The 21013-nt window shown below is 67.5% G+C and carries 21 protein-coding genes; 12 read left to right on the forward strand and 9 right to left on the reverse strand.

All coding sequences use genetic code 11. The features are described 5' to 3' along the window. Positions 1–8: 8 nt before the first annotated feature. The 5 genes from EPO55_RS03020 to EPO55_RS03040 all read right to left on the reverse strand — a co-directional run bounded on the left by EPO55_RS03020 (position 9) and on the right by EPO55_RS03040 (position 6848). Complete coding sequence (locus EPO55_RS03020) at positions 9–2288, reverse strand: xanthine dehydrogenase family protein molybdopterin-binding subunit (RefSeq protein WP_296334920.1); 2280 nt, start codon at positions 2286–2288, stop codon at positions 9–11. Next, positions 2285–2767, reverse strand: a complete 483-nt coding sequence (locus EPO55_RS03025) for a (2Fe-2S)-binding protein (RefSeq protein ID WP_296334921.1) — start codon at positions 2765–2767, stop codon at positions 2285–2287. The genes EPO55_RS03020 and EPO55_RS03025 overlap by 4 nt, the downstream gene beginning before the upstream one ends. Before the next feature lie 15 nt (positions 2768–2782). After that, positions 2783–3646 (reverse strand): xanthine dehydrogenase family protein subunit M, encoded by an 864-nt coding sequence (locus tag EPO55_RS03030; protein ID WP_296334945.1) that lies wholly within the window; start codon positions 3644–3646, stop codon positions 2783–2785. A 172-nt stretch (positions 3647–3818) separates the two neighbouring features. Then, positions 3819–4076, reverse strand: a complete 258-nt coding sequence (locus EPO55_RS03035; protein WP_296334922.1) for a hypothetical protein — start codon at positions 4074–4076, stop codon at positions 3819–3821. A gap of 417 nt (positions 4077–4493) precedes the next feature. Further along, positions 4494–6848, reverse strand: a complete 2355-nt coding sequence (locus EPO55_RS03040; RefSeq protein ID WP_296334923.1) for a xanthine dehydrogenase family protein molybdopterin-binding subunit — start codon at positions 6846–6848, stop codon at positions 4494–4496. A gap of 103 nt (positions 6849–6951) precedes the next feature. Here EPO55_RS03040 and EPO55_RS03045 point away from each other — a divergent pair, with 103 nt between their 5' ends. Further along, positions 6952–8148, forward strand: a complete 1197-nt coding sequence (locus EPO55_RS03045) for an oxygenase MpaB family protein (protein ID WP_296334924.1) — start codon at positions 6952–6954, stop codon at positions 8146–8148. Here EPO55_RS03045 and EPO55_RS03050 read toward each other — a convergent pair whose 3' ends face one another. Continuing rightward, a complete protein-coding gene (locus tag EPO55_RS03050; protein ID WP_296334925.1) occupies positions 8149–8745 on the reverse strand; it encodes a hypothetical protein in 597 nt (198 codons plus the stop codon). 112 nt (positions 8746–8857) lie between these two features. Between EPO55_RS03050 and EPO55_RS03055 the strand changes: the two genes are divergently transcribed. Further along, positions 8858–9763 carry an SAM-dependent methyltransferase gene (locus EPO55_RS03055; protein ID WP_296334926.1) on the forward strand — a complete coding sequence of 302 codons (906 nt, stop codon included), beginning with the start codon at positions 8858–8860 and terminating at the stop codon, positions 9761–9763. On the opposite strand, the gene EPO55_RS03060 is transcribed toward EPO55_RS03055, so the two are convergent. After that, positions 9752–10690, reverse strand: a complete 939-nt coding sequence (locus EPO55_RS03060; protein WP_296334927.1) for a LysR family transcriptional regulator — start codon at positions 10688–10690, stop codon at positions 9752–9754. The genes EPO55_RS03055 and EPO55_RS03060 overlap by 12 nt on opposite strands. A 51-nt stretch (positions 10691–10741) precedes the next feature. On the opposite strand from EPO55_RS03060, the gene EPO55_RS03065 reads away from it, so the two are divergent. Continuing rightward, complete coding sequence (locus EPO55_RS03065) at positions 10742–11149, forward strand: cupin domain-containing protein (RefSeq protein ID WP_296334928.1); 408 nt, start codon at positions 10742–10744, stop codon at positions 11147–11149. Here EPO55_RS03065 and EPO55_RS03070 read toward each other — a convergent pair. Beyond that, complete coding sequence (locus tag EPO55_RS03070; RefSeq protein ID WP_296334929.1) at positions 11146–12060, reverse strand: LysR substrate-binding domain-containing protein; 915 nt, start codon at positions 12058–12060, stop codon at positions 11146–11148. The two genes, EPO55_RS03065 and EPO55_RS03070, sit on opposite strands and share 4 nt — an antisense overlap. Before the next feature lie 142 nt (positions 12061–12202). Between EPO55_RS03070 and EPO55_RS03075 the strand changes: the two genes are divergently transcribed. From EPO55_RS03075 to EPO55_RS03115, 9 genes are read left to right on the forward strand one after another with little or no spacing between them, the layout of a single operon-like run. Continuing rightward, positions 12203–13204, forward strand: coding sequence for an ABC transporter substrate-binding protein (locus EPO55_RS03075; protein ID WP_296334946.1), 1002 nt, complete (start codon positions 12203–12205; stop codon positions 13202–13204). Between the two features lie 6 nt (positions 13205–13210). After that, entirely contained in the window at positions 13211–13849 is a 639-nt protein-coding gene (locus EPO55_RS03080; protein ID WP_296334931.1) for a histidine phosphatase family protein, read from the forward strand. After that, positions 13849–14775 carry an ABC transporter ATP-binding protein gene (locus EPO55_RS03085; protein ID WP_296334933.1) on the forward strand — a complete coding sequence of 309 codons (927 nt, stop codon included), beginning with the start codon at positions 13849–13851 and terminating at the stop codon, positions 14773–14775. Before EPO55_RS03080 ends, EPO55_RS03085 begins: the two co-directional genes overlap by 1 nt. After that, positions 14772–15623 (forward strand): ABC transporter permease, encoded by an 852-nt coding sequence (locus tag EPO55_RS03090; RefSeq protein WP_296334934.1) that lies wholly within the window; start codon positions 14772–14774, stop codon positions 15621–15623. The genes EPO55_RS03085 and EPO55_RS03090 overlap by 4 nt, the downstream gene beginning before the upstream one ends. Beyond that, positions 15620–16426, forward strand: coding sequence for an ABC transporter permease (locus tag EPO55_RS03095; RefSeq protein WP_296334935.1), 807 nt, complete (start codon positions 15620–15622; stop codon positions 16424–16426). Before EPO55_RS03090 ends, EPO55_RS03095 begins: the two co-directional genes overlap by 4 nt. Beyond that, positions 16416–17540, forward strand: a complete 1125-nt coding sequence (locus tag EPO55_RS03100; RefSeq protein WP_296334936.1) for an FAD-dependent oxidoreductase — start codon at positions 16416–16418, stop codon at positions 17538–17540. The genes EPO55_RS03095 and EPO55_RS03100 overlap by 11 nt, the downstream gene beginning before the upstream one ends. After that, a complete protein-coding gene (locus EPO55_RS03105) occupies positions 17521–17814 on the forward strand; it encodes a (2Fe-2S)-binding protein (protein ID WP_296334937.1) in 294 nt (97 codons plus the stop codon). Before EPO55_RS03100 ends, EPO55_RS03105 begins: the two co-directional genes overlap by 20 nt. Further along, positions 17811–19220: an FAD-dependent oxidoreductase gene (locus EPO55_RS03110; protein WP_296334938.1), complete on the forward strand. Its 1410-nt coding sequence runs from the start codon at positions 17811–17813 to the stop codon at positions 19218–19220. Before EPO55_RS03105 ends, EPO55_RS03110 begins: the two co-directional genes overlap by 4 nt. A 3-nt stretch (positions 19221–19223) precedes the next feature. After that, positions 19224–20330, forward strand: coding sequence for an FAD-dependent oxidoreductase (locus EPO55_RS03115; protein WP_296334939.1), 1107 nt, complete (start codon positions 19224–19226; stop codon positions 20328–20330). On the opposite strand, the gene EPO55_RS03120 is transcribed toward EPO55_RS03115, so the two are convergent. Beyond that, positions 20327–21013 (reverse strand): glutathione S-transferase C-terminal domain-containing protein (locus EPO55_RS03120; RefSeq protein WP_296334940.1); only part of this gene is annotated, 687 nt, incomplete at its 5' end. The genes EPO55_RS03115 and EPO55_RS03120 overlap by 4 nt on opposite strands.

The raw sequence follows: 21013 nt of genomic DNA on the forward strand, positions 1-21013 counted from the left end.
GGGGGCGGCTATTCGGCCGCCATCCTCGGCGTCGCCGCATCGAGCGCCGCGCTGAGGCGCGGCGGCGACATCGGCAGGTCGGTCATGCGCACGCCGGTGGCGCGGGCGATGGCATTGCCCACGGTGGCGAGCGGCGGCACGATCGGCACTTCGCCGACGCCGCGCACGCCGTAGGGATGATGCGGGTTGGCAACCTCGACGATGACGGTCTCGATCATCGGCAGGTCGGAGGCGACCGGCATGCGGTAGTCGAGGAAGCCCGCGTTATCGAGCTTGCCCTTGGCGCTGTAGATGTATTCCTCGTTCAGCGCCCAGCCGATGCCCTGCACGGCGCCGCCCTGCATCTGGCCCTCGACGTAGCTCGGGTGGATCGCGGTGCCGACGTCCTGCAGCGCGGTGTAGCGGCCGATCTCAACGATGCCGGTATCGCGGTCGACTTTTAGGTCGACGATGTGGACGCCGAAGCCGGGGCCTGCCCCCTGGGCGTTGAGCTGGTTGTGGCCGTTGATCGGGCCGCCGGTCTTGCCGGCCGTCGCGGCGAGCTGGGCAAGCGACAGCGGCTCGAACTCGCCGACGTTGCTGCCGGCGGGCTTGGCGCAGCCGTTCTCCCAGATCACGCCGTCGGGATCGACGCCCCAGGTCTTGGCGGCGCGCACCTTGCACTCGCGGATCAGGTCGCGCACCGAATTCACCACCGCGAGGCCGGTGGCGAAGGTGACGCGGCTGCCGCCCGTGACGAAGTTGAAGCCGATCGAGCTCGTGTCGGCGATCACCGGCCGCACCTTGTCGTAATCGACGCCGAGCTCCTCGGCCGCCATCAGGGCGAGCGAGGCGCGGGAGCCGCCGATGTCGGGATTGCCCGAGATGATCGTCACCGTGCCGTCCTCGGCCACGTGTGCGGCCGCGCTCGAATCGGCGCCGACGTTGAACCAGAAGCCGGCCGCCACGCCGCGCGCCATGCCCGGCTTGGGCTTGCTCTTGTAGTGCTCGGACTTCTTGGCCGCTTCCAGTGTCTCGACGAAGCCGATGGTGTCGAACACCGGACCGTAGCTGGTCTTGGTGCCCTTCTTGGCGGCGTTCTTGAGGCGGAGGTCGATCGGATCCATGCGCAGTTCCTGCGCCAGGATGTCCATGGTGGATTCGACGCCCCACGCCGAGATCGGCGCACCGGGCGCGCGGTAGGCGGCGACCTTGGGCCGGTTGCTCACCACGTCGTAGCCGATCACCTTGATGTTCGGGATGTCGTAGCAGGCGAAGCTGGTCCAGCAGGCGGGACCCACCGGCGAGCCCGGGAAGGCGCCGGCCTGCAGCGCGATGGTGCATTCGGCGGCGACGATCGTGCCGTCCTTCTTGGCGCCGATCTTGACGTGGACGGTGCCGCCCGGCGCCGGGCCGGAGGCGCGGAACACCTCGTCGCGGCTCATCACCATCTTCACCGGCTTGCCGGACTTCTTGGACAGCATCACGGCGACCGGCTCGAGATAGACCACGGTCTTGCCGCCGAAGCCGCCGCCGATCTCGGTCGGCGTCACGCGGATCTGCGAGGTCTCGATGTTCAGGAGCCGGCTGCAGAAGCCGCGGACCTGGAAGTGGCCCTGCGTCGTCGACCAGATCTGGACCTGGCCGTCCTCGGCCATGCTGGCGAGGCAGGCATGCGGCTCGATGTAGCCCTGGTGCACGGGCTGGGTGGTGTAGTCGCGCTCGACCACGATCTCGGCCTGCTTGAAGCCGGCGTCGGTGTCGCCCTTCACGTTGTCGATGCGCTTGGCGATGTTCGACGGCTTGGTCGGCACCGGCTTCACGCCTTCGGTGATGAGATTGTCGTGCAGCAGTGGTGCTCCGTCCTTCATCGCCTCGGCGACGTCGATCACGTGCGGCAGCACCTGGTACTCGACCTTGATCAGGGCGAGGGCCGCATTGGCGATGGCGTCGGTGGTGGCGGCGACGGCGGCGACGGGATGGCTCTCATAGAGTGCCTTCTCGCGCGCCATGACGTTGCGCGTGATGTCGCGCAGGTTGACCTGCATCTCGCCGGTGGGAACGATCAGGTTGGGCTGTTCGGGGAAGTCCTTGGCCGTCACCACGGCCTTTACGCCCGGCAGCTTCTCCGCGGCCGAGGTGTCGATCGACTTGATGATGGCGTGGGCGTGCGGGCTGCGCAGCACCTTGCCGACCAGCTGGCCCGGCATGTTGAAGTCGGCGCCGAAGCGGGCGCGGCCCGTCACCTTGTCGGCGCCGTCGGGGCGGTCGGGACGCGTGCCGACCCACTTGTACTTCTGCTTGCTCATCGTGCGGCTCCCCTCATGTCGGCGGCCACTTCCATGACCGCGCGGACGATCTTGTCGTAGCCGGTGCAGCGGCAGAGATTGCCGGCCAGCCAGTAGCGCACTTCGGTCTCGGTCGGGTTGTTGTTGCGCTCGAGCAGCGCCCTGGAAGCCATGAGGAAGCCCGGCGTGCAGATGCCGCACTGAAGCGCCGCGAACTCGATGAACTTCTTCTGCAGCGCATGAAGATGATCGCCCTGGGCCATGCCCTCGATGGTCTCGATCTTCTTGCCCTCGGCTTCGGCGCCGAGCACCAGGCAGGAGCAGACCATGCGGCCGTCGAGCATGATGGTGCAGGCGCCGCAGTCGCCCGAGCCGCAGCCTTCCTTGGTGCCGGTGAGGCCGAGCTGGTCGCGCAAGACGTCGAGGACGGCTTGCGTCGGCTCGCACAGGAACTCGGTCGGCTCGCCGTTGATGGTGGTGGTGACGTGAAGTTTCGACATGATCTCTGTTCTCTCTCAGTTCTTGGCGGCGCGTTCGGCGGCGATGGCGGTGGCGCGCTTGAGAAGTACGCCGGCGATCTTGGTGCGATAGACGATGGTGCCACGCTTGTCGTCGATCGGCTTGCAGACGGCGCGGCAGGCGGCAGCCGCCGCCTCCAGCGCATTGGCATCGAGCTTCGAGCCGATCAGCGCCTTGGCCGCGGCCTCGACCAGCAGCACGGTCGGCGCGACGGCGCCGAGGCCCACGCGGGCGGCGGTGCAGATGCCGCCCTTCATCGTGAGGTTGACGCCGCAGCCGACGACGGCGATGTCCATCTCGGTGCGCGGGATCAGGCGCAGGTAGGCGTCGGACGAGCCCGCCGGGCGCGCCGGCAGGGTGAAGCTCACCACAATTTCGCCGGGCTCCAGCGTCATGCGGCCGGGACCGGCCGGGATCTTCTCGACCGCCACCTCGCGCCGGCCCTTGGGACCCTGCACGGTGACGGTGGCGCCCGCGGCGACCAGCGCCGGCACGCTGTCGGCGGCGGGCGAGGCGTTGCAGAGATTGCCGCCGGCCGAGGCGCGGCCCTGGATCTGCTTGGAGCCGATCAGGTTGATGGCCTCGAGCACGCCGGGCCAGGCCTTCTTGAAGGTCGGATGGTCGTGGAGCTGCATGCCGGTGACGGCGGCGCCCACCTTGAAGGAGCCTCCGCCCTTGTCCTCGATGCTCGTCATCTCGGCGATCTTCTTGATGTCGACGATAATGCTGCCGGGCTTCACGAAGCCGGCCCGCAACTGGACCAGAAGGTCGGTGCCGCCGGCCAGGATGCGCCCGGCGCCCTTGGCGGCGACCATGGCCGCGACGGCCTCGTCGATCGTCTTTGGTGAGCTATAGCTGATATCGGTCATTTCTGGTCCATCCCGCTCGCGTTTCAGTGCCCGGATCGTCCGGTGACCCGGTTCTTCTTGGGCCACAGCTTTTCATTATATTAGCCGTCTGGCACCCCCGGCAGGCAAAATTGCTGCGAAATGGCGCGAAAAAGGCCCGCAGGGCGGACGAAAGCCGCCGTCGTCAGAGGATTCCGAACAGCCGGGCCACGCGCTGCACGGCCTGCCAGGCCGGATCGAGGGTGGCGAAGGTGCGCGCCATCTCGTTGGCATCGGCCAGCAGGGCCTTGAGCTTCTGGCCGTTGGGCTCGTCCTTCTCGGCCTCGACCCGGGCCTCCTCGAACAGCGCCCGCAGCTCGCGCATCTCCTCGGTGTAGTCGTCGTCGATCGCCTTCAGCGAGGCGGCGAGGGCGGCGGAGAGGTCTTTGCGGTCGGCGGTCATGGGTCAACCATACTCCGCGGCGGCCCGGACTTGAACAAGGTTCGCCCGCGCACCGCAGACGACCTCTGCGGTCGATGCTGTCACTGCCAGCAGCCCGGCGAAATGCGCGATGCTGATTTGCGAAACGCGATTCACAGGTTCAGCCGGAATCGCTCCATGTTTTCGCTATCATTGCACGAGGCTTGTCTTCAAAGGCCGAGCCGCCCGTTCACTTTGCACGGGACGGCTCCTTGTCTCCGGTCGAGACGACGGTTGGACAGGTCTGCGATTCGGGCCGGTGTCGACAGGGCGTCGGCGTTGTGCGGCAAGGGCAGACCAACTCCTTGAAGCACCTCGGGAATCGGCGCGTTGCGGCACACGCTCCGGCACAGCTGGTCGTCTGCAGCGGCACATTTCGTGTGCCGCTGCCTGCCGATTTCAGGCCGCCTTCTTCTCCCGCGTCGCCTTGATCGCGGCCCACAGCGACGCCGCCGTCGCCGGCATGTCGACATGCTTGATCCCGGTGTGCGGGTAGATCGCGTCGACGATGGCGTTCACCACCGCCGGCGGGGCGCCGATGGCGCCGGCTTCGCCCGCACCCTTGGCGCCCAGCGGGTTGGTGGTGCAGAGGCTGTTGTGCATGTCGAAGTTGACGTGCGGCACCACGTCGGCGCGCGGCAGGGCGTAGTCCATGAAGCTGCCGCTCACGAGCTGGCCCGAGTCCTTGTCGTAGATGGTCTTTTCGGTCAGCGCCTGGCCCACGCCCTGGCCGATGCCGCCGTGGATCTGGCCCATCAGCAGGAGCGGGTTCAGCGCCATGCCGAAATCGTCCATGACGTTGTAGTTCACGATCTCGAGCGTGCCGGTGTCGGGGTCGATCTCGAGCTCGCAGATGTGGCAGCCGTTGGGGAAGGTGGCGAAGTCGGGCGTGCGCGTGAACTCGTCGTCGAGGCCGGACTTGCCGTCGCCCTTGTCGTCCTTCGGGACATGCCTGGGGTCCTTGGCGGCGCGGGCGACGTCGAACAGGCTCATGGTGCGGTCGGTGCCGACGATGCGGAAGGTGCCGTCGTCGTAGTCGACGTCGCCGGGGCTCGCTTCCAGGGCGGAGGCCGCCACCAGCTTGCCCTTGGCGATGATCCTGTCCGAGACGCCCAGCACCGCAGCGCCCGCCACCGCGACCGAGCGGCTGCCGCCGGTCATGCCCTCGGGCGTCGTGTCGCTGTCGCCCTGGACGATGCGGATGCGCTCTGAATCGACGCCGAGCCGGGCCGACATGATCTGCGTCATCGCCGTCTCCTGGCCCTGGCCGTTGGTCTGGCTGCCGAGATAGACGGAGATGGTGTCGTCGTCGTTGAACTTGGCGATGGCGGATTCGGCCGGCGCGCCCGAGCATTTCTCGACATAGGTCGCCATGCCGATGCCGCGCCATTTGCCCTTGGCGAGCGAGGCGGCGCGGCGGGCGGGGAAGCCCTTCCAGTCGGCCTTGTCCATGGCCTTGCGCATGACGTTGTCGAAGTCGCCCGAATCGTAGGTGTCGCCCAGCGCCGTGTTCCACGGGATCTGATCGGGCTTCACCAGGTTGCGCTTGCGGATCTCGTCGGGGGTGAGGCCGGTCTCGCGCGCGATATGGTCGACGAAACGCTCCAGCAGATAGGCGGCCTCGGGCCGGCCGGCGCCGCGATAGGCATCGGTCGGCACGGTGTTGGTGATCACACCCTTCACGTTCACGTAGATCGACGGCGTCTGGTAGAGGCCGGCCAGCATGCTGGTGCCGGCCATGGTCGGGATGAAGGCGCTGAAATGGCTGAGATAGGCGCCGAGGGCGGCATATGTCGTGATGCGGCAGCCGATGAAGCGGCAGTCCTTGTCGAGCGCCATCTCGGCCATCGAGACGTGGTCGCGGCCCTGGACGTCGGACTGGAACGCCTCCTGACGGTCGGGAATCCACTTCACCGTCTTCTTGAGCGTGCGCGAGGCCCAGACGACCAGCGGGTATTCCGGATGGACGAAGATCTTCATGCCGAAGCCGCCACCGACGTCGCCGGTGCGCAGGCGGAGCTTGGCGAGGCCGATCTTCAGCACCATCTCGGCCAGTACCGGGCGGATGACGCTGACGCCCTGCGAGGAGACCCACAGGGTCGAGCGGTCGTCCTTGGGATCGTATTCGCAGATGGCGCCGCGCGGCTCCATCGAGTTCACGACCAGCCGGTTGTTGACGATCTGCAGCTTCACCACCTTGTCGGCCTTGGCGAAGGCGGCGTCGGTCTTGGTGCGGTCGCCCATCTCCCAGTCGAACACGATGTTGTTCTTGATGTGATCGTGGACGAGCGGCGCGCCGGGCTGCGCCGACTCGAAGGTGCCGACGGTGTGCGGGCGGGCCTCGTAGTCGACCTCGATCAGTTCGGAAGCGTCCTTGGCCTGCTCGAGCGTGTCGGCCACGACCAGCGCCACCGGGTCGCCGACATGGCGGACGCGGCCCTGTGCCAGCATCGGGCGCGGCGTGTCGGCGCGCTGCGTGCCGTCGCGGTTCTCGATCGGCACCAGGCAGGGCAGGTCGCCGAAGCCCGCCTTCTTCACGTCCTCGCCGGTCAGAACCAGGTGGACGCCCGGCGCCGCCTTTGCCGCCGTGGTGTCGATGCGTCCGATGTCGGCATGGGCGTGCGGCGAGCGCAGCACATAGGCGCGCAGCGCCGGCGCGTTCAGCTTGGTGTCGTCGGTGTAACGCCCGCCGCCCGTCAGCAGGCGCGGATCCTCGACCCTGCGTACCGATTGTCCGATGCCGAACTTCGCCATGAATTCCTCCGCGTTGTCCGCAGGTTAGCGCACGAAACCCCCACGAAACCACCGTGTACGGCGACAAAAAGGGTGGTATCTGCTGCCCCGCAGGAGGCAATGGATGTCAAAGAGCCGCTTTCTCAACGGCGCCGAAGCGTCGCGCCGGCATGGGGTCCTGGCGGGGACCTACGCAGCGGCCATCATGCACGCCGACCCGCTGGCCGATGCCGCGGTCGAGGCGCTGCATCCCTTCCACGGCCGCTGGTGGCCGATGGTGCTGAAGGCGCTGGAGGAGGGCATCGCCGCTGTGCCCGACGCGCCGCCCGAACTCGCCGCCCTGATCGCCTCGCTGCCGCCGGAACCGACATCCGAGGAGCGGGAGAAGATGGAGCGCGGCAGCGCTGCCGTCGCCCGCGCCGGCGACAGCGCCGGGATGGTGCTGCAATGCGCCTCGCTGATCATCGATTACTGGTCGCCGCCGGCCATGAAGCCGTTGGTGATGACCGGGGCCCTGAAGCAGAACACCGTCCATCGCCTGGCGCAGACCGGCGCGTGGTGGATCGAGCTGCACCGGCCGGGCGGGCTGCGCCGGGACAAGGACGGCTACAAGACGACGCTGCACGTCCGCCTGATCCATGCCTTCGTGCGGCGCCTGATCCGCGGCTCCGGCGGCTGGGACCGCGAAGCCTGGGGCGAGCCGATCAACCAGGGCGACCTCTTCTTCCAGGTCGTGGGCTTCAGCAAGCTCATGATCGATAGCCTGCAGCGCATGGGCTACTGGTTCACCGCTGAGGAGAAGGAAGGCTACTACCTCTTCTGGCGCCACACGGCGGCGTTGCTCGGCGTAGAGAAGGCTCTGTTGCCGTACGTCAATGAGGCCGATTGCGGGCGCTACTGGGATCTCTGGATGCTGACCAACCCGGGGCCGGACGCCGATGGCGTCGCGCTCGCCCGGACCACGCTCGATTCGCTGGCGGGCCTCGGCGACCCATGGCCCGTCACCCGCCGCCTGCAGTACGCCATTCTCTGCGGCACCACGCGCTGGCTTCTGGGCTGGAATCACAGTGAGGCGCTGAAGATTCCGCGCACCGTCGTCGGAGGACTCGTGCCGTTTGTCTACAAGCCGGCAGTCCGGCTATCGGAGTTCGTCGCCGGGCTGGGAGGCGCCAGCCGCAACGAGGCCGTGGCGCGTGGCATCCGCAAGTTGGCGATGGGCAATGCCGCCGTCGGAGTCGTGCCGGAAGGCACCCACGTCGTGAGCGCCCCCGAGCGTCTGGAGGCACTCGCGAAGTTCAAGCCGGCACCGCCGGCTCCCTGACTACTTCTTGGGTGTGATCGATACGACCAGGACGAGGCTGTCGATGGCCGTCAGATAGTCGCCGGTTTTCACGCGCGGCAGCTCGGCACGGCCTTCCGGCGTGACCACACTGTAGGTGCGGACCTGGCCGCCGGCCGGATTGACGAGCGAGAGCTTGGCGCCGGCGATATCGACGCCGACCACCCACCAGTTGGCAACCATCTGATTGGCGCCGACGCCGGCCGCGGCCTTGGGACCCGATGCGCCCACCACGACGCTGGTATCGCGGTCGCGCGGCGGCCGGGCGTTGGGCCCGGACAGCACGAAGCTCAGCTTCTCCTCGTAGCCCACGAACACTTCGTCGCCGACCTTGAGGATGCCGAGATTGCTGACGGCGGCGCTTGTCTTGTGATTGACGGTGGCGCCGCTGGGCAGCGTCAGCGTGACCATGCGGGTGGCCGGATCGATGGCGGTGATGCGACCGTCGACAGAATAGGTGGTCACGGTCGAAAGGCCGACGATCGGCTTGGTCCCCGGCGCGCCCTGTGCGAAGGCGTTTGCCGCCGCGACGAGCGAGCCGGCAATGGCCACTGCGAACAAACGTCTCTTGCTGAACATCACATCCATCTCCATTGACTGCGGAACGCTATCATGAGGTTTGTCAGACCAGCTATGACTGGTCTGTTACATCGAGGTTGAAAAATATCAAGATTCTCGCCGGAGCGCTTCCATGACGACCGCTTACCTCGCCGTCGAAGGACTCGAAGCACAGGCGCACGAGGAGCTGCGGCGCCAGGGCGTCGCGCCGTCCGTGACGCATGGCCGGCTGCTGATCGCCGAGGGACCCGCTGTGCCTTCGGCCTGGTCAGCCAACGTCTGGCACGACTGTGTCGAGTTGCCGGTGACCTCGATCGGCGCCGGCGCCAAGGCGCTGCGCGATATCCAGCGCAACTGGGCGATGTACGCGCCGCTGCATCATCGTCGCGCCGCCCTCATTCAGGAAAAGCTGCCGCACGTTTCGGCCAAGCCGATCGTCTTTCCCGCCGCCGCGCCCACGGCGCCGTTGGGCTCCTGGACATTGCTGGCGCCCGACCGTCTGCTGGCCGCCGCGCATTGCAGCGCGCCGTTTCCCAACGGCGAGGTGGCGTTCGTCGAGGATCGCGAGGGGCCGCCCAACCGCGCCTATCTCAAACTATGGGAAGCGCTGGTGCGCTTCGGGCACTGGCCGCAACGCGGCGAGCGCTGCCTCGATCTCGGCGCCTCGCCGGGTGGCTGGACCTATGTGCTGGCCAAGCTCGGCGCCGATGTCGTGGCGATCGACAAGGCGCCGCTCGATCCCAAAGTGGCGGCGATGCCGGGCGTGACGTGGCGCGGTGAAAGCGCCTTTGCTCTCGATCCCGCCAGCGTCGGTCCGGTCGACTGGCTATTCTCCGATATCGTCTGTTATCCGGCGAGACTGTTGACGCTCGTCGAGCGCTGGCGCGCCTCTGGGCTGGTGCGGAATTTCGTCTGCACGCTGAAATTCCAGGGCGAGACCGACCATGACTCGGCCACGGCATTTGCGGCGATCCCCGGAGCACGGATCGTGCATCTGCACCACAACAAGCACGAGCTAACGTTCCTGCTAGCGCGGTAGGCCTCGCGCCCGCAGATCGCACACGGTGTGGTCGACGAAGGCGCGAATCTTGGGCGTGAGCAGGCGGTTGGTCGGATAGACCGCGTAGATGCCACCCGACGGCGTCTCGTGCCCGGCCAGCACGCGCGTGAGGTGACCCGCTGCCAGCGCGTCGGCGACCAGCCATTCCGGAATCGCCGCGAGTCCAAGGCCAGCCAGCACCGACGCGCGCAGCGATTCGGAATTGTCGGTGAGCAGCCGTGGTTGCACGGAAATCGAGGCCTTGCCGATGCGCCAGGTGTCGCGCCAGGCGAGCGGGGCGAAGCCGATCAGCCGATGGCCGAGGATGTCGTGCGGCTTCTGCGGCGTGCCGTGCTGGGCGAGGTAGCCGGGGGCCGCGACGATGATCACGCGCGAGGTGGCGATGCGGCGCACGACGAGGCTGGGCTCGGGCTTCTCGACGATGCGGATGGCGAGGTCGATGCCTTCCTCGACCAGCCGCAGCGCCGCGGTGCCCACGACCAACTCGATCTCGATCGTCGGATAGGCGGCGAGGAACGTGGAAAGGCCGGGAACGATGTAGCGCTCGGCAAAGCCGTCGGGGGCGGCGATGCGCAGGCGGCCGGCCGGTTCCTTGTGCGCCGCCTGGGCCTCGCTGCGGGCGAGCGCCAGGTCGTCGAGCAAGCGCCGGCAATGGCGGTAGAAGGCAGCGCCGGCCTCGGTCGGGCGTACGCGCCGCGTCGTGCGGTCGAGCAGGCGCACACCCATGCGCTCCTCGAGCGCGCGCACGGTCTCACTGACCGACGACTTGGCGCTCTGAAGCGCCTGGGCGGCTGCCGTGAAGCTGCCGGTCTCCACGATGCGAGCGAAGGCTTCTATGCCGGTAAAGGCTTCCATGGAGGCATTGTTCGCCAGCCCGAACAATCTGTCCAGAACCAGCGTCTCCACCCGTGGCCGCCTCGCGACTATTGCTGGACCGTCTTCAATCTGGAGGAAGCGATGAGCGAGACACTCGATGTTCTGGGCGCGCCGATGATGGTGAAGGCCGACGGCGGCACCGTGGCGGCGTTCGTGGCGGACCACCCGATCCCGCCGGGCTATTTCGTGCCACCCCATCGTCACGAGTCCGACGACGAGATGCTGTTCGTCGTCGAGGGCGAGCTGACGCTGATCGGCGAAGCGGGGGAGAGCAAGGTCGCTGCCGGTGCCTGCGCCACCTTTGCCCGCGGCGACTTGCACGGCTATCGCAACGACACCGCACGCGTGGTGCGGCTGGTCGTCGTTGCCACGCCCGGTCTTCAGGCGACGGAAATGTTCCGTCATTTCGACCGTGCCGCGAAGAAGGCGCCGCTCGCGCCGCCGGACATCGAGGCCATTGCCGCGGAATACGGCGTGCGATTCGGCTAGCGCCGCGGCAGCCGCCGCAGGAAGGTCGCGATGTGCGCGCGGAAGCTGTCAATGAATTCCCGCGCCACCGGCGGCGGGGTTCGTTGCGCCGCATAGAGGGCGGCAAACTCGAAATCGACCCGCGGCTCGAATGGCCGGACGACGATGCCGCGGGTCGCGTACTCGGTCGCGGTGAAGGGATCGCATAGCGTCACGCCGGCGCCGGAGCCGGCGAGCGAGCAGGCAATCTCCGACAACGGCGTCTCGATGCGCATGACGCGCCTCACGCCGTGCTCGGCAAAGACGCGGTCGATGCGAAAGCGCGACACGGACGAGTGGCCGAGCGAGATGAAGCTCTCGCCCTCGAAATCCGCCGGCCGCAGCCGCTTCTTGCGGGCGAGACGATGGGCCTGCGGCAGCACGGCCATGTAGGGGGCAGCCGGCATCCGCTCGGTCTGGACGGCGGCATGCTCCATCGAGGCCTCGGCGAAGCCCAGGTCGCACTGGCCCTGGGCCACGGCGGCTAGGACGGCATGCGATACCAGGCCCGACAACACGAGGTCGAGCTTGGGCCGTTCGGTCAAAAATTGTCCGGCGAAGCGCGGCAGGAACCCGTTGGCGAGGGCGGGAAGTGCTGCGATGCGCAGGAAGCCGGCACGCCGCGTGCGCAGTTCGGTTGCCATCTGGGAGATGCGGTCCAGGCCGACGAAGGCTCGCTCGACCTCGGCATAGAGGGACAGCGCCTCGCTGGTGGGCACCAGGCCGGTGCCGCGGCGCTCGAACAGTGTCAGGCCCAGCTGCTGCTGCAGGTCGCGGATCATCCGGCTCACCGCGGGCTGGGTGACGTTGATCAGCTTGGCCGCCATGCCGACGCCACCGGTCAGCACGACGGCCCGGAAAGCCTCGACTTGGCGGGGATTCAGGCTGCGCATGGCATTTTATAACATTTTGTTATGAAACTTGCAGAAAAATCGAATTTGACGCCGCCGCCTCCTGCGGAAAGCATGACTTCTCGGGGTTTTCAAAACGGAGGGGGCAATGGGCCGTTTGGCGCGCTTCGGCGCAATCGCAGGCATGGTCGTGGCGGCGGGCTCGATGCCGGCGCTGGCACAGCAGAAGACATTGACCGTCGCAGGCTACGGCGGCTCGTGGGAGCAGCAGCTGCGCAAGCAGGTGTTTCCCGCCTTCGAGGCCAAGCACGGCGTCAAGATCGAGTATGTCGCGGGCAATTCGACCGACACGCTGGCCAAGCTGCAGGCCCAGAAGGCCAACCAGGTGATCGACGTCGCCATCGTCGACGATGGGCCGATGTATCAGGCGATCCAGCTCGGTTTCTGCGGCAAGATCGAAGGCCTCGACAAGGCCGACCTCTATCCCGCCGCGCTGTTCCAGGATGACAAGGCGGTCGCCGTCGGCCAGACCGGCACCGGCTTCATGATCAATACCAAGACCTTCAAGGAGAAGGGGTGGGCGACGCCGACCTCGTGGAACGACCTCAAGGATCCGAAGTTCAAGAAGCTGCTGGTCATTCCGCCGATCAACAACACCTACGGCCTCTACACGCTGATGATGTTCGCGCGCCTGAACGGCGGCGGCGAGAAGAACATCGAGCCGGGCTTCAAGGTGATGAAGGCCGACGTCAATCCCAACGTGCTGGTCTACGAGCCCTCGCCCGGAAAGATGACGGAGCTCTTCCAGTCGGGGCAGGCACAGATCGCCGTGTGGGGCACCGGACGCGTCCAGGCCTTTGCCAACACGGGCTTCCCGGTCGACTTCATCTATCCCAAGGAGGGCGCGCCGATCCTGCTCGCCTCGGCCTGTCCGGTCGCCAAAGCGTCGGCCAATCCGCTGGCCAACGAGTTCATCAAGACGCTGATCTCGGCCCCGGTACAGACGGCTTTCGCCAAGGAGATGGGCAACGGTCCGGTCAACACCAAGGTTGACGTCAACATGCCGGAGCTGAAGATGGCGCCGGTCGGCGCGCGCGCCAAGCTCGTGATCCAGCCCGACTGGAATGCCATCAACGCGCAGCGCGAGGACTGGACCAAGCGCTGGAACCGCGAAGTGGAGCGCTGATCCGGCGTGCACCATCCCGTCTACCTCTTTCGCCATGGCGAAACGGCGTGGAACGCTGAACGGCGTGCCCAGGGTCATCTCGACTCGCCGCTGACGGCGGCGGGTCGCGCCCAGGCGCGCGCCATGGGCGCGACGCTGGCAGAGGAACTGCGTAAGGCGGGATACGAACCGTCGGGTGTCATCGTGCGGGCGAGCCCGCTCGGACGCGTTCGCGAGACGCTGGCGATCGCCGCCGAGGCCGCGGGCCTCGCCCACGATGATCAATGCTTTGATCATCGTCTGCGTGAGATGAGCTGGGGCGACTGGGACGGGCTGAACGGCGCCGAGATCGAGGCCCGCTGGCCGGGCGCCATGGCGGCCCGGCGGCTCGATCACTGGAACTATCAACCACCGCGCGGCGAGAGCTACGTCATGGCGGCTCAACGTGCCCAGCCGGCGCTCGACGACATCGCGAGACTGGCAGCCGAGCAGCCGGTGGCGGTGTTCGCGCACGGCGGCATTGGCCGGGTGCTGCGGGGCCTGTTCCTGCGCGTGCCCGACGCCGAGATCCTGACCATGGACCAGCCGCAGGATGCCTTTTACCGCCTGCATAGGGGCGCCGCGGCCCGCATCGGGACATCTGTCGGCACACTGGTCGAGGCCTGATGGCCTTCCTCAGCCTCGAAGGACTGACGAAGAAGTTCGGCGCACACTTGGCCGTCGACGGACTCTCGCTGGACGTCGAGAAGGGCGAATTCATCGCCCTGCTGGGTCCCTCGGGCTGCGGCAAGACCACGACCTTGCAGATGATCGCCGGCTTCGTCGATCCCACAGCGGGCGCCATCCGGCTGGAAGGCCGCGATCTCCTGGCGATAAAGCCCGCCAAGCGCGGCCTCGGCATTGTATTCCAGAGCTACGCGCTTTTTCCCCACATGACCGTGGCCGAGAACGTCGCGTTCGGGCTCGAAATGCAGGGCGTGGCCGCGGCCGAGCGCACGAAGCGCGTCACCGAGACGCTCGAGCTGGTCGGTCTGGCGGCCTTCAGCGGCCGCTTTCCGCGTCAAATGTCGGGTGGACAGCAACAGCGCGTGGCGCTGGCGCGTGCACTGGTGATCCGGCCGAACATCCTGCTGCTCGACGAGCCGCTTTCGAACCTCGACGCAAAACTGCGCGAGGAAATGCAGATCGAGCTGCGCCAGATCCAGCGCACCGTCGGTACCACCACGATCCTGGTGACCCATGACCAGGCCGAGGCCATGGCGCTCAGCGACCGCATCGTGGTGATGAACCAGGGCCGCGCCGAGCAGATCGGCCCGCCGCACGAGGCCTACGAGCGGCCGGCGACGCCGTTCGTCGCCAACTTCCTGGGCAAGACCAACCTGGTGAACGGCGCCACGGTTCGGCCGGAGAAGATTTCATTCGGCCCTTCGGGTCTCGTCGGCAAGGTCAGAACAAGAATCTTCCAGGGCAACCACTGGCTCTATCAGGTCGACACCGCCAACGGCCTGGTGACGGTGATCCGCCAGAACACCGGCGAGGCGATGCCGGCCGAAGGCGCCGTGGTGCATCTCGTGTGGAGCGTCGCGCCGTGAGGGCAGCACCCTATCTTCTCAGCCTGCCGGCGCTGCTGCTGTTTGCCGGCGTGGTGATCGTGCCGCTCGTCATGACGGTGCTGCTCTCATTCCACGATTGGGGCCAGTACAAGGGCATCGAGCCGGTCTTCATCCTGAAGAACTGGCAGGAGGTACTGACCGATTCGTACTTCCACGAGATGTTCTGGCGGACCTTCCGAATTGCCTTCTTCGTCACCCTGCTTGCTGCTGTGCTAGGTGCGCCCGAGGCCTATATCCTGAACCGCATGAAGAGCCCGTGGCGCGGTCTCTTCCTGCTGGTGATCCTGGGGCCGCTCCTGATCTCGGTGGTGGCGCGCACCTTGGGTTGGGCGCTGCTGTTCGGCGGCAATTCGGGGCTGGTGAACAAGGCGTTGATTTCAACGGGCCTGATCTCCACGCCGCTGCCCTTCATGTTCACCGAGACCGGCATGGTGGTGGCGCTGGCCCATGTGCTGATGCCCTACATGGTGCTGGCGGTCTGGGCAGCGCTGCAGCGGCTCGACCCGCAGATCGAGAACGCCGCCGTGGCGCTGGGGGCGGGCCCCTTCACCGTGCTGCGCCGCATCGTGCTGCCGCAGGTGATGCCCGGGATCCTTTCCGGCGCCATCATCGTCTTTGCGCTGGCCGCCAGCGCCTTCGCGACGCCTGCCATCATTGGCGGCCGCAGGCTCAAGGTCGCTTCGACACTTGCTTATGATGAGTTCCTGAATACGCTCAACTGGCCACTGGGCGCCGCCGTGGCGGTACTGCTGCTGTTCGCCCTGATCGCCGTCGTGGTCGGCGCCAGCCGCCTGGTCGAGCGCCGTTACGCGCAGGTGTTCGGATGAGCCGAAATGGTCCGTTGGCGCTCGTCTTCCACACGCTGTTCGTGACCTTCATGCTGGCGCCGATCCTGGTCGTCTGTTGGGTCGCCTTCACGCCCGAAGGTTTTCTCTCGTTCCCGACCGACCGCTGGTCGCTGCGCTGGTTCTACGCCATCGCCCGCTACCCCGAGTTCATCTCGGCCTTCTGGCGTAGCCTGTGGCTGGGAGCGTTGTCGTCGGCGATCGCCGTCGCCTTCTCGGTGCCGGCGGCGCTCGCCATTGCGCGCTATCGTTTCCGCGGCCGCGAGGCGATCACGGCGCTGTTCATGTCGCCGCTGATGATCCCGCACGTCGTGCTGGGTATCGCTTTCCTGCGTTTCTTCACGGAGATCGGCCTCGGCGGCACCTTCGTGGGCCTGGTGCTGGCGCACATCGTCATCGTGCTGCCGTTTGCGCTCCGCCTCACCCTCGCCTCGGCGGTCGGCCTGGATCGCGCGATCGAACATGCCGCGGTGTCGCTCGGCGCCTCGGAGTGGACGGTACTGAAGCGCATCACCCTGCCGCTGGTCCTGCCGGGGCTGGCGAGCGGCTGGGCGCTGGCCTTCATCAATTCCTTCGACGAGGTGACGATGACCGTCTTCATCGCCGCTCCCGGAACGGAAACCCTGCCGGTGCGCATGTTCCTCTACATCCAGGACAATATCGATCCGCTGGTGACGTCGGTCTCGGCCTGCGTGATCGTCATCACCGTGGCGGCGCTGGTGGTGATGGACCGCGCCTACGGGCTGGAGAGGCTTCTGGTCGGAAAGGGCGCCGATGGCCGCTAGCGACTACGACGTCGCCGTCGTCGGTGGCGGGTTGGTCGGCGTCGCCACGGCCTGGGGCCTGGCGCGCGAGGGCTGCCGGGTCGTCGTGCTCGACGAGGGCGACCGCGCCGTGCGCGCGTCTCGCGGCAACTTCGCGCTCGTCTGGGTGCAGAGCAAGGGCCTCGGCCTGCCGGAATACGCCGGCTGGACGATCCGCTCGTCCAACGCGTGGGGCGGCTTCGCGCAGACCCTGAAGGAGGAGACCGGTCTCGATGTCTCCTTCCAGCGTCCCGGCGGATTTCATCTGGCGCTTTCGGACAGGGAGCTGGAGGCGCGTGCCAACATCCTGAAGCGCCTGCACAACCAGCCCGGCATCGTCGACTACAAGACCGAGATCATGGACCACGCGCAGGTCGCCAGGATGCTGCCCGATATCGGACCCGAGGTGGTGGGGGGCAGTTTTTGCCCCATCGATGGCCATGTGAATTCGCTGCGCCTGTTTCGCACGCTTCATACGGCGATCAAGGCGCGCGGTGTCACCTACCTGCCGAGCCATCGCGTCGAGAAGATCACCAAGGAGGGCGGCGAGTTCCGGCTCGCGACCGAACACGGCGAGATTCGTGCGGGCAAGGTGGCGCTGGCCGCCGGCAACGCCAACATGCGGCTGGCACCTATGGTCGGCCTCGAAGCGCCGATGAGGCCGGAGCGCGGCCAGATCGTCGTCACCGAGCGGCTGCGGCCGTTCCTCAACCATCCGGTGGTCACCTTGCGCCAGACCGACGAGGGTACGGTGATGATCGGCGATTCCAAGGAAGAGAGCGTCGATCCCGCCGGCCTCACGATCGGTGTCAGCGCCACCGAAGCCGAACGTGCGGTGCGCCAGTTCCCGCTGCTGTCCAACGTGAACGTGGTTCGCACCTGGAGCGCGATCCGGGTGATGACCCAGGACGGTTTCCCGATCTATGACGAGTCGGAGACGCATCCCGGCGCCTTCACCGTCTGCTGTCATTCGGGCGTCACCCTGGCCGCCAATCACGCGCTCACCGTGGCGCCGATGATCGCCCGCGGCGCCCTCGACATATCGCTGGTTGCGCCCTTCAGCGCACGGAGGTTCCATGTTCAAGCGGCTGGCTGAGGCGGGGGCATCCGTCGCCATCACCGTCGATGGCAAACAGGTGGCGGCACGGGCCGGCGACACGGTCGCGGCGGCGCTGATCGCCGCCGGCATCGCCCATTGCCGCACGACTCCCGTATCCGGTGCGCCGCGCGCGCCGTATTGCCTGATGGGCGTCTGCTTCGAGTGCCTTGTCACCATCGACGGCGTCGGCAGCCGCCAGGGCTGTCTCGTGCCGGTGCGCGACGGCATGGCGGTCGAGACGCAAACCGGCAAGCGTGAGGCTGGGCGATGACAAAGGCCTCCGACCTCGCGTCGTCCTACGAACTCGTCGTCATCGGCGGCGGCCCGGCGGGCCTTGCCGCGGCGGCGCTCGCCGCGCGCGCGGGCCTCTCGACCGTGCTGTTCGACGAGAATCCTGGCGTCGGCGGCCAGATCTACCGCGCCATCACTTCTAGCCCCGTCAAAGACCGGGCCGTCCTGGGCGAGGATTATTGGACAGGCGCCGAGCTGGCGGTCGAAGCCAAGGCAAGCGGCGCGCTGATCGTGACCGGCGCCACGGTGTGGAGCCTCGATCCCACGCGCCTCGTCGGCATTTCGATTGCGGGTCAGGCGCGTCTGATCCAGGCCGACCGCGTGATCGTCGCGACGGGCTCGCTCGAGCGGCCGTTTCCCATTCCCGGATGGACTCTCCCCGGCGTGATGAGCGCGGGCGGGGCGCAGACGGCGCTCAAGGCGCAGGGCCTCGTGCCGTCGGGCCGCACCGTACTGGCCGGCGGCGGGCCGCTGCTGTGGCTGCTGGCGGCGCAGATCCTGCGCGCGGGTGGCAAGCTCGACGCCATCCTCGACACCACGCCACGCGTCAACTGGCTGCGCGCGCTCGCCCATCTGCCGGATTTCGTGTTGTCGCCGTACTTCAGCAAGGGTCTGAAACTGCTGCGTGAAGTGCGAGCCAAGGTGCGGGTGATCCGAACCGATCGGGTCGAGGCCGTGGGCGACGACCGGCTGCGCGAGGTCGTGTTCGGCACCGGCGACGGCGAACGCCGGATGCCGGCCGACTTGCTGCTGCTGCACCAGGGCGTCGTGCCCAACGTCAATCTTGCGATCGCGGCGGGCGTGACGCACGCCTGGAACGAACGCCAGCTCTGCTTCGAGCCGGTGCTGGACGGGGATTTCACGAGCTCGGTGCCTGGCATCGCGATAGCCGGCGACGGCGCGGGGATCGCGGGCGGCACGGCGGCGGCCGAGCGCGGACGCATCGCGGCTATCGCCGCCGTCCGTGCCCTCAAGCCGGCCGCCTCGGCGCCGGATGTCCAGATCATCCGCCAGAAACTGCGGCGCGAGGAAATGGGTCGCGCCTTCCTCGACTGGCTCAATCGTCCCGCCGATTCGTTCCGCCAGCCGACGGGCGACACGATCGTCTGCCGCTGCGAGGAAGTGACAGCCAGGCAGGTGCGCGACACGGCCGACATGGGCTGCGAAGGGCCGAACCAGATGAAGGCTTTCCTGCGCTGCGGTATGGGCCCGTGCCAGGGCAGGCTGTGCGGCCTCACCGTCACCGAGCTGATCGCCGCGCAACGCGGCACGACGCCGGTCGAGGTCGGCTACTATCGCCTTCGCCCGCCGGTAAAGCCGATCACTTTGGCCGAACTCGCCTCGCTGCCGATTGCCGAGGCCGAGCGCAAGGCCGTGGAGCGCTGAGGCGTGCGTACCGCTGATGTCGTGATCGTCGGCGGTGGAATACATGGCTGCTCGACGGCGCTGCATCTGGCGCTGCGCGGCCTCAGGCCGATCCTGATCGAGAAGGACTATGCCGGCCGTCACGCCTCGGGGGTAAATGCAGGCGGCGTGCGCCAGCTCGCGCGCGATCTTCACGAGATCCCGTTGTCCATCGCTTCGATGGGACTGTGGGAACGCATCGAAGAACTGGTCGGCGACGACTGCGGCTTCGAAAGCCACGGCACGGTCCTGGTGGCCGAGACCGAGACCGAGCTCGCAAGCTTCCGCGCCCGGGTGGAGGATCTTCGCCTGCGTGGCTTCACGCACGAGGAGCTGATCGATCGCGCCGAGCTTAAACGCCTCGTGCCGGCGGTGGCCGATCATTGTCCCGGCGGCGTGGTCTCGCGCCGCGACGGCGCGGCCGATCCCTTCCGCACGACGCAGGCCTTCCGCAGGCGCGCGATCGAGAAGGGCGCGGAGGTGCTGGAGGGCGTCACTGTGACCGGTCTGTCGAAAGTCGGTGCAAACTGGCGAGTCGAGACAAGCGCCGGACCGATCGAGGCGCCCAAGGTCGTGAACGCAGCCGGCGCCTGGGCCGATCGCATTGCCGCCATGCTGGGCGAGCCGGTGCCGCTCACCGTCGTGGCGCCGATGCTGATGGTGACCAGCCGCGTGCCGGCCTTCATCGAGCCGGTCGTCATCCTGCGTGGGCGAAAACTCTCCTTCAAGCAGCTCGGCAACGGCACGGTGGTGATCGGCGGCGGCCATCTCGCGACATCCAATCGCGACCGCAACGAGACGGTGCTCGACTGGGACAAGCTCGCCATCAGCGCCCGTACGGTGTGGGAGCTGTTTCCGGCGATGCGTGCCGCCACCATCGTGCGTGCCTGGGCCGGTATCGAAGCTTTTATGCCCGACGGCATTCCAGTCATCGGGCCGAGCTCGACTTCCGAGGGCGTCTTTCACCAGTTCGGCTTTTCGACTCACGGCTTCCAGCTCGGACCGGGCACCGGTGCCATGATGGCCGAACTGGTTGCCACCGGATCGACCAACACGCCGATCGACGGGCTCGGCATCGAGCGGTTCCGTTAGCGGCATGACCGCCAGTCGTAGCCCAGCCGCGGGAAATGCACGGCGACGTTGCCGACTTCCGGATCGTGGCGCAGCAATGCGATCTCGTGGGCGTCGATGAACAGCACCTCGCCTTCGACCCAGTCCTTCGCATTGTCGGACGGGCGCACGCGGGCCCGCTCACCCGGCTCGGGATCGCCCTCCTGCGGCTGCGAGGGACGCGGTGCCGCCGGTTTGGCGGCGCGGGCTTCTGCGAGCGCCACCTCGGCGTCGATGTCGGTGCGCGCGCCGTGGCCGATCGCGGCCATGCGATCGCGCCAGGTCCGCAGCTTCGGATAGGGATCGAACACGCCGCGGCAGTCGATATGCCGGCCGCGATAGAACCAGACGACGTGGTAGGCCGCAAAATCGGCGATGCAGGGCACCGCGCCCAGCAGATAGGGGCGCCCGTCGGCCAGCATGTCGGCCAGCCACTTTATCTGCGGCTTCACGAGATGAAGGTTGCGGATCGCCGCGGCCCGCACGGCCTCGATCGAGGGCGGCGGCAGGCCGTGCAGGCGGGCACGGTCCTCGTGCAGACCCACCGGCATGTGATCGGCATTGATGCCCGAGACGTAGAGTGCCGTAGGCCGCATGAACTGCTGCTCGGCCCAGCGCGTCAACGCCTCGTCGGCACCCGCGGTCGCCGCCGGATAGAAGGTCGG

Source organism: Reyranella sp., assembly GCF_004296935.1.
In the GTDB taxonomy this organism is placed as follows: Bacteria; Pseudomonadota; Alphaproteobacteria; order Reyranellales; family Reyranellaceae; genus Reyranella.

Excerpts from the sequence above, each read along its gene's own strand:
- EPO55_RS03070 (WP_296334929.1), bottom strand. The coding sequence starts at position 12,060 with ATGCGCAGCCTGAATCCCCGCCAAGTCGAGGCTTTCCGGGCCGTCGTG.
- EPO55_RS03075 (WP_296334946.1), top strand. The coding sequence starts at position 12,203 with ATGGTCGTGGCGGCGGGCTCGATGCCGGCGCTGGCACAGCAGAAGACA.
- EPO55_RS03020 (WP_296334920.1), bottom strand. The coding sequence starts at position 2,288 with ATGAGCAAGCAGAAGTACAAGTGGGTCGGCACGCGTCCCGACCGCCCC.
- EPO55_RS03050 (WP_296334925.1), bottom strand. The coding sequence starts at position 8,745 with ATGTTCAGCAAGAGACGTTTGTTCGCAGTGGCCATTGCCGGCTCGCTC.
- EPO55_RS03025 (WP_296334921.1), bottom strand. The coding sequence starts at position 2,767 with ATGTCGAAACTTCACGTCACCACCACCATCAACGGCGAGCCGACCGAG.
- EPO55_RS03065 (WP_296334928.1), top strand. The coding sequence starts at position 10,742 with ATGAGCGAGACACTCGATGTTCTGGGCGCGCCGATGATGGTGAAGGCC.
- EPO55_RS03055 (WP_296334926.1), top strand. The coding sequence starts at position 8,858 with ATGACGACCGCTTACCTCGCCGTCGAAGGACTCGAAGCACAGGCGCAC.
- EPO55_RS03100 (WP_296334936.1), top strand. The coding sequence starts at position 16,416 with ATGGCCGCTAGCGACTACGACGTCGCCGTCGTCGGTGGCGGGTTGGTC.
- EPO55_RS03105 (WP_296334937.1), top strand. The coding sequence starts at position 17,521 with ATGTTCAAGCGGCTGGCTGAGGCGGGGGCATCCGTCGCCATCACCGTC.
- EPO55_RS03095 (WP_296334935.1), top strand. The coding sequence starts at position 15,620 with ATGAGCCGAAATGGTCCGTTGGCGCTCGTCTTCCACACGCTGTTCGTG.
- EPO55_RS03085 (WP_296334933.1), top strand. The coding sequence starts at position 13,849 with ATGGCCTTCCTCAGCCTCGAAGGACTGACGAAGAAGTTCGGCGCACAC.
- EPO55_RS03035 (WP_296334922.1), bottom strand. The coding sequence starts at position 4,076 with ATGACCGCCGACCGCAAAGACCTCTCCGCCGCCCTCGCCGCCTCGCTG.
- EPO55_RS03040 (WP_296334923.1), bottom strand. The coding sequence starts at position 6,848 with ATGGCGAAGTTCGGCATCGGACAATCGGTACGCAGGGTCGAGGATCCG.
- EPO55_RS03045 (WP_296334924.1), top strand. The coding sequence starts at position 6,952 with ATGTCAAAGAGCCGCTTTCTCAACGGCGCCGAAGCGTCGCGCCGGCAT.
- EPO55_RS03110 (WP_296334938.1), top strand. The coding sequence starts at position 17,811 with ATGACAAAGGCCTCCGACCTCGCGTCGTCCTACGAACTCGTCGTCATC.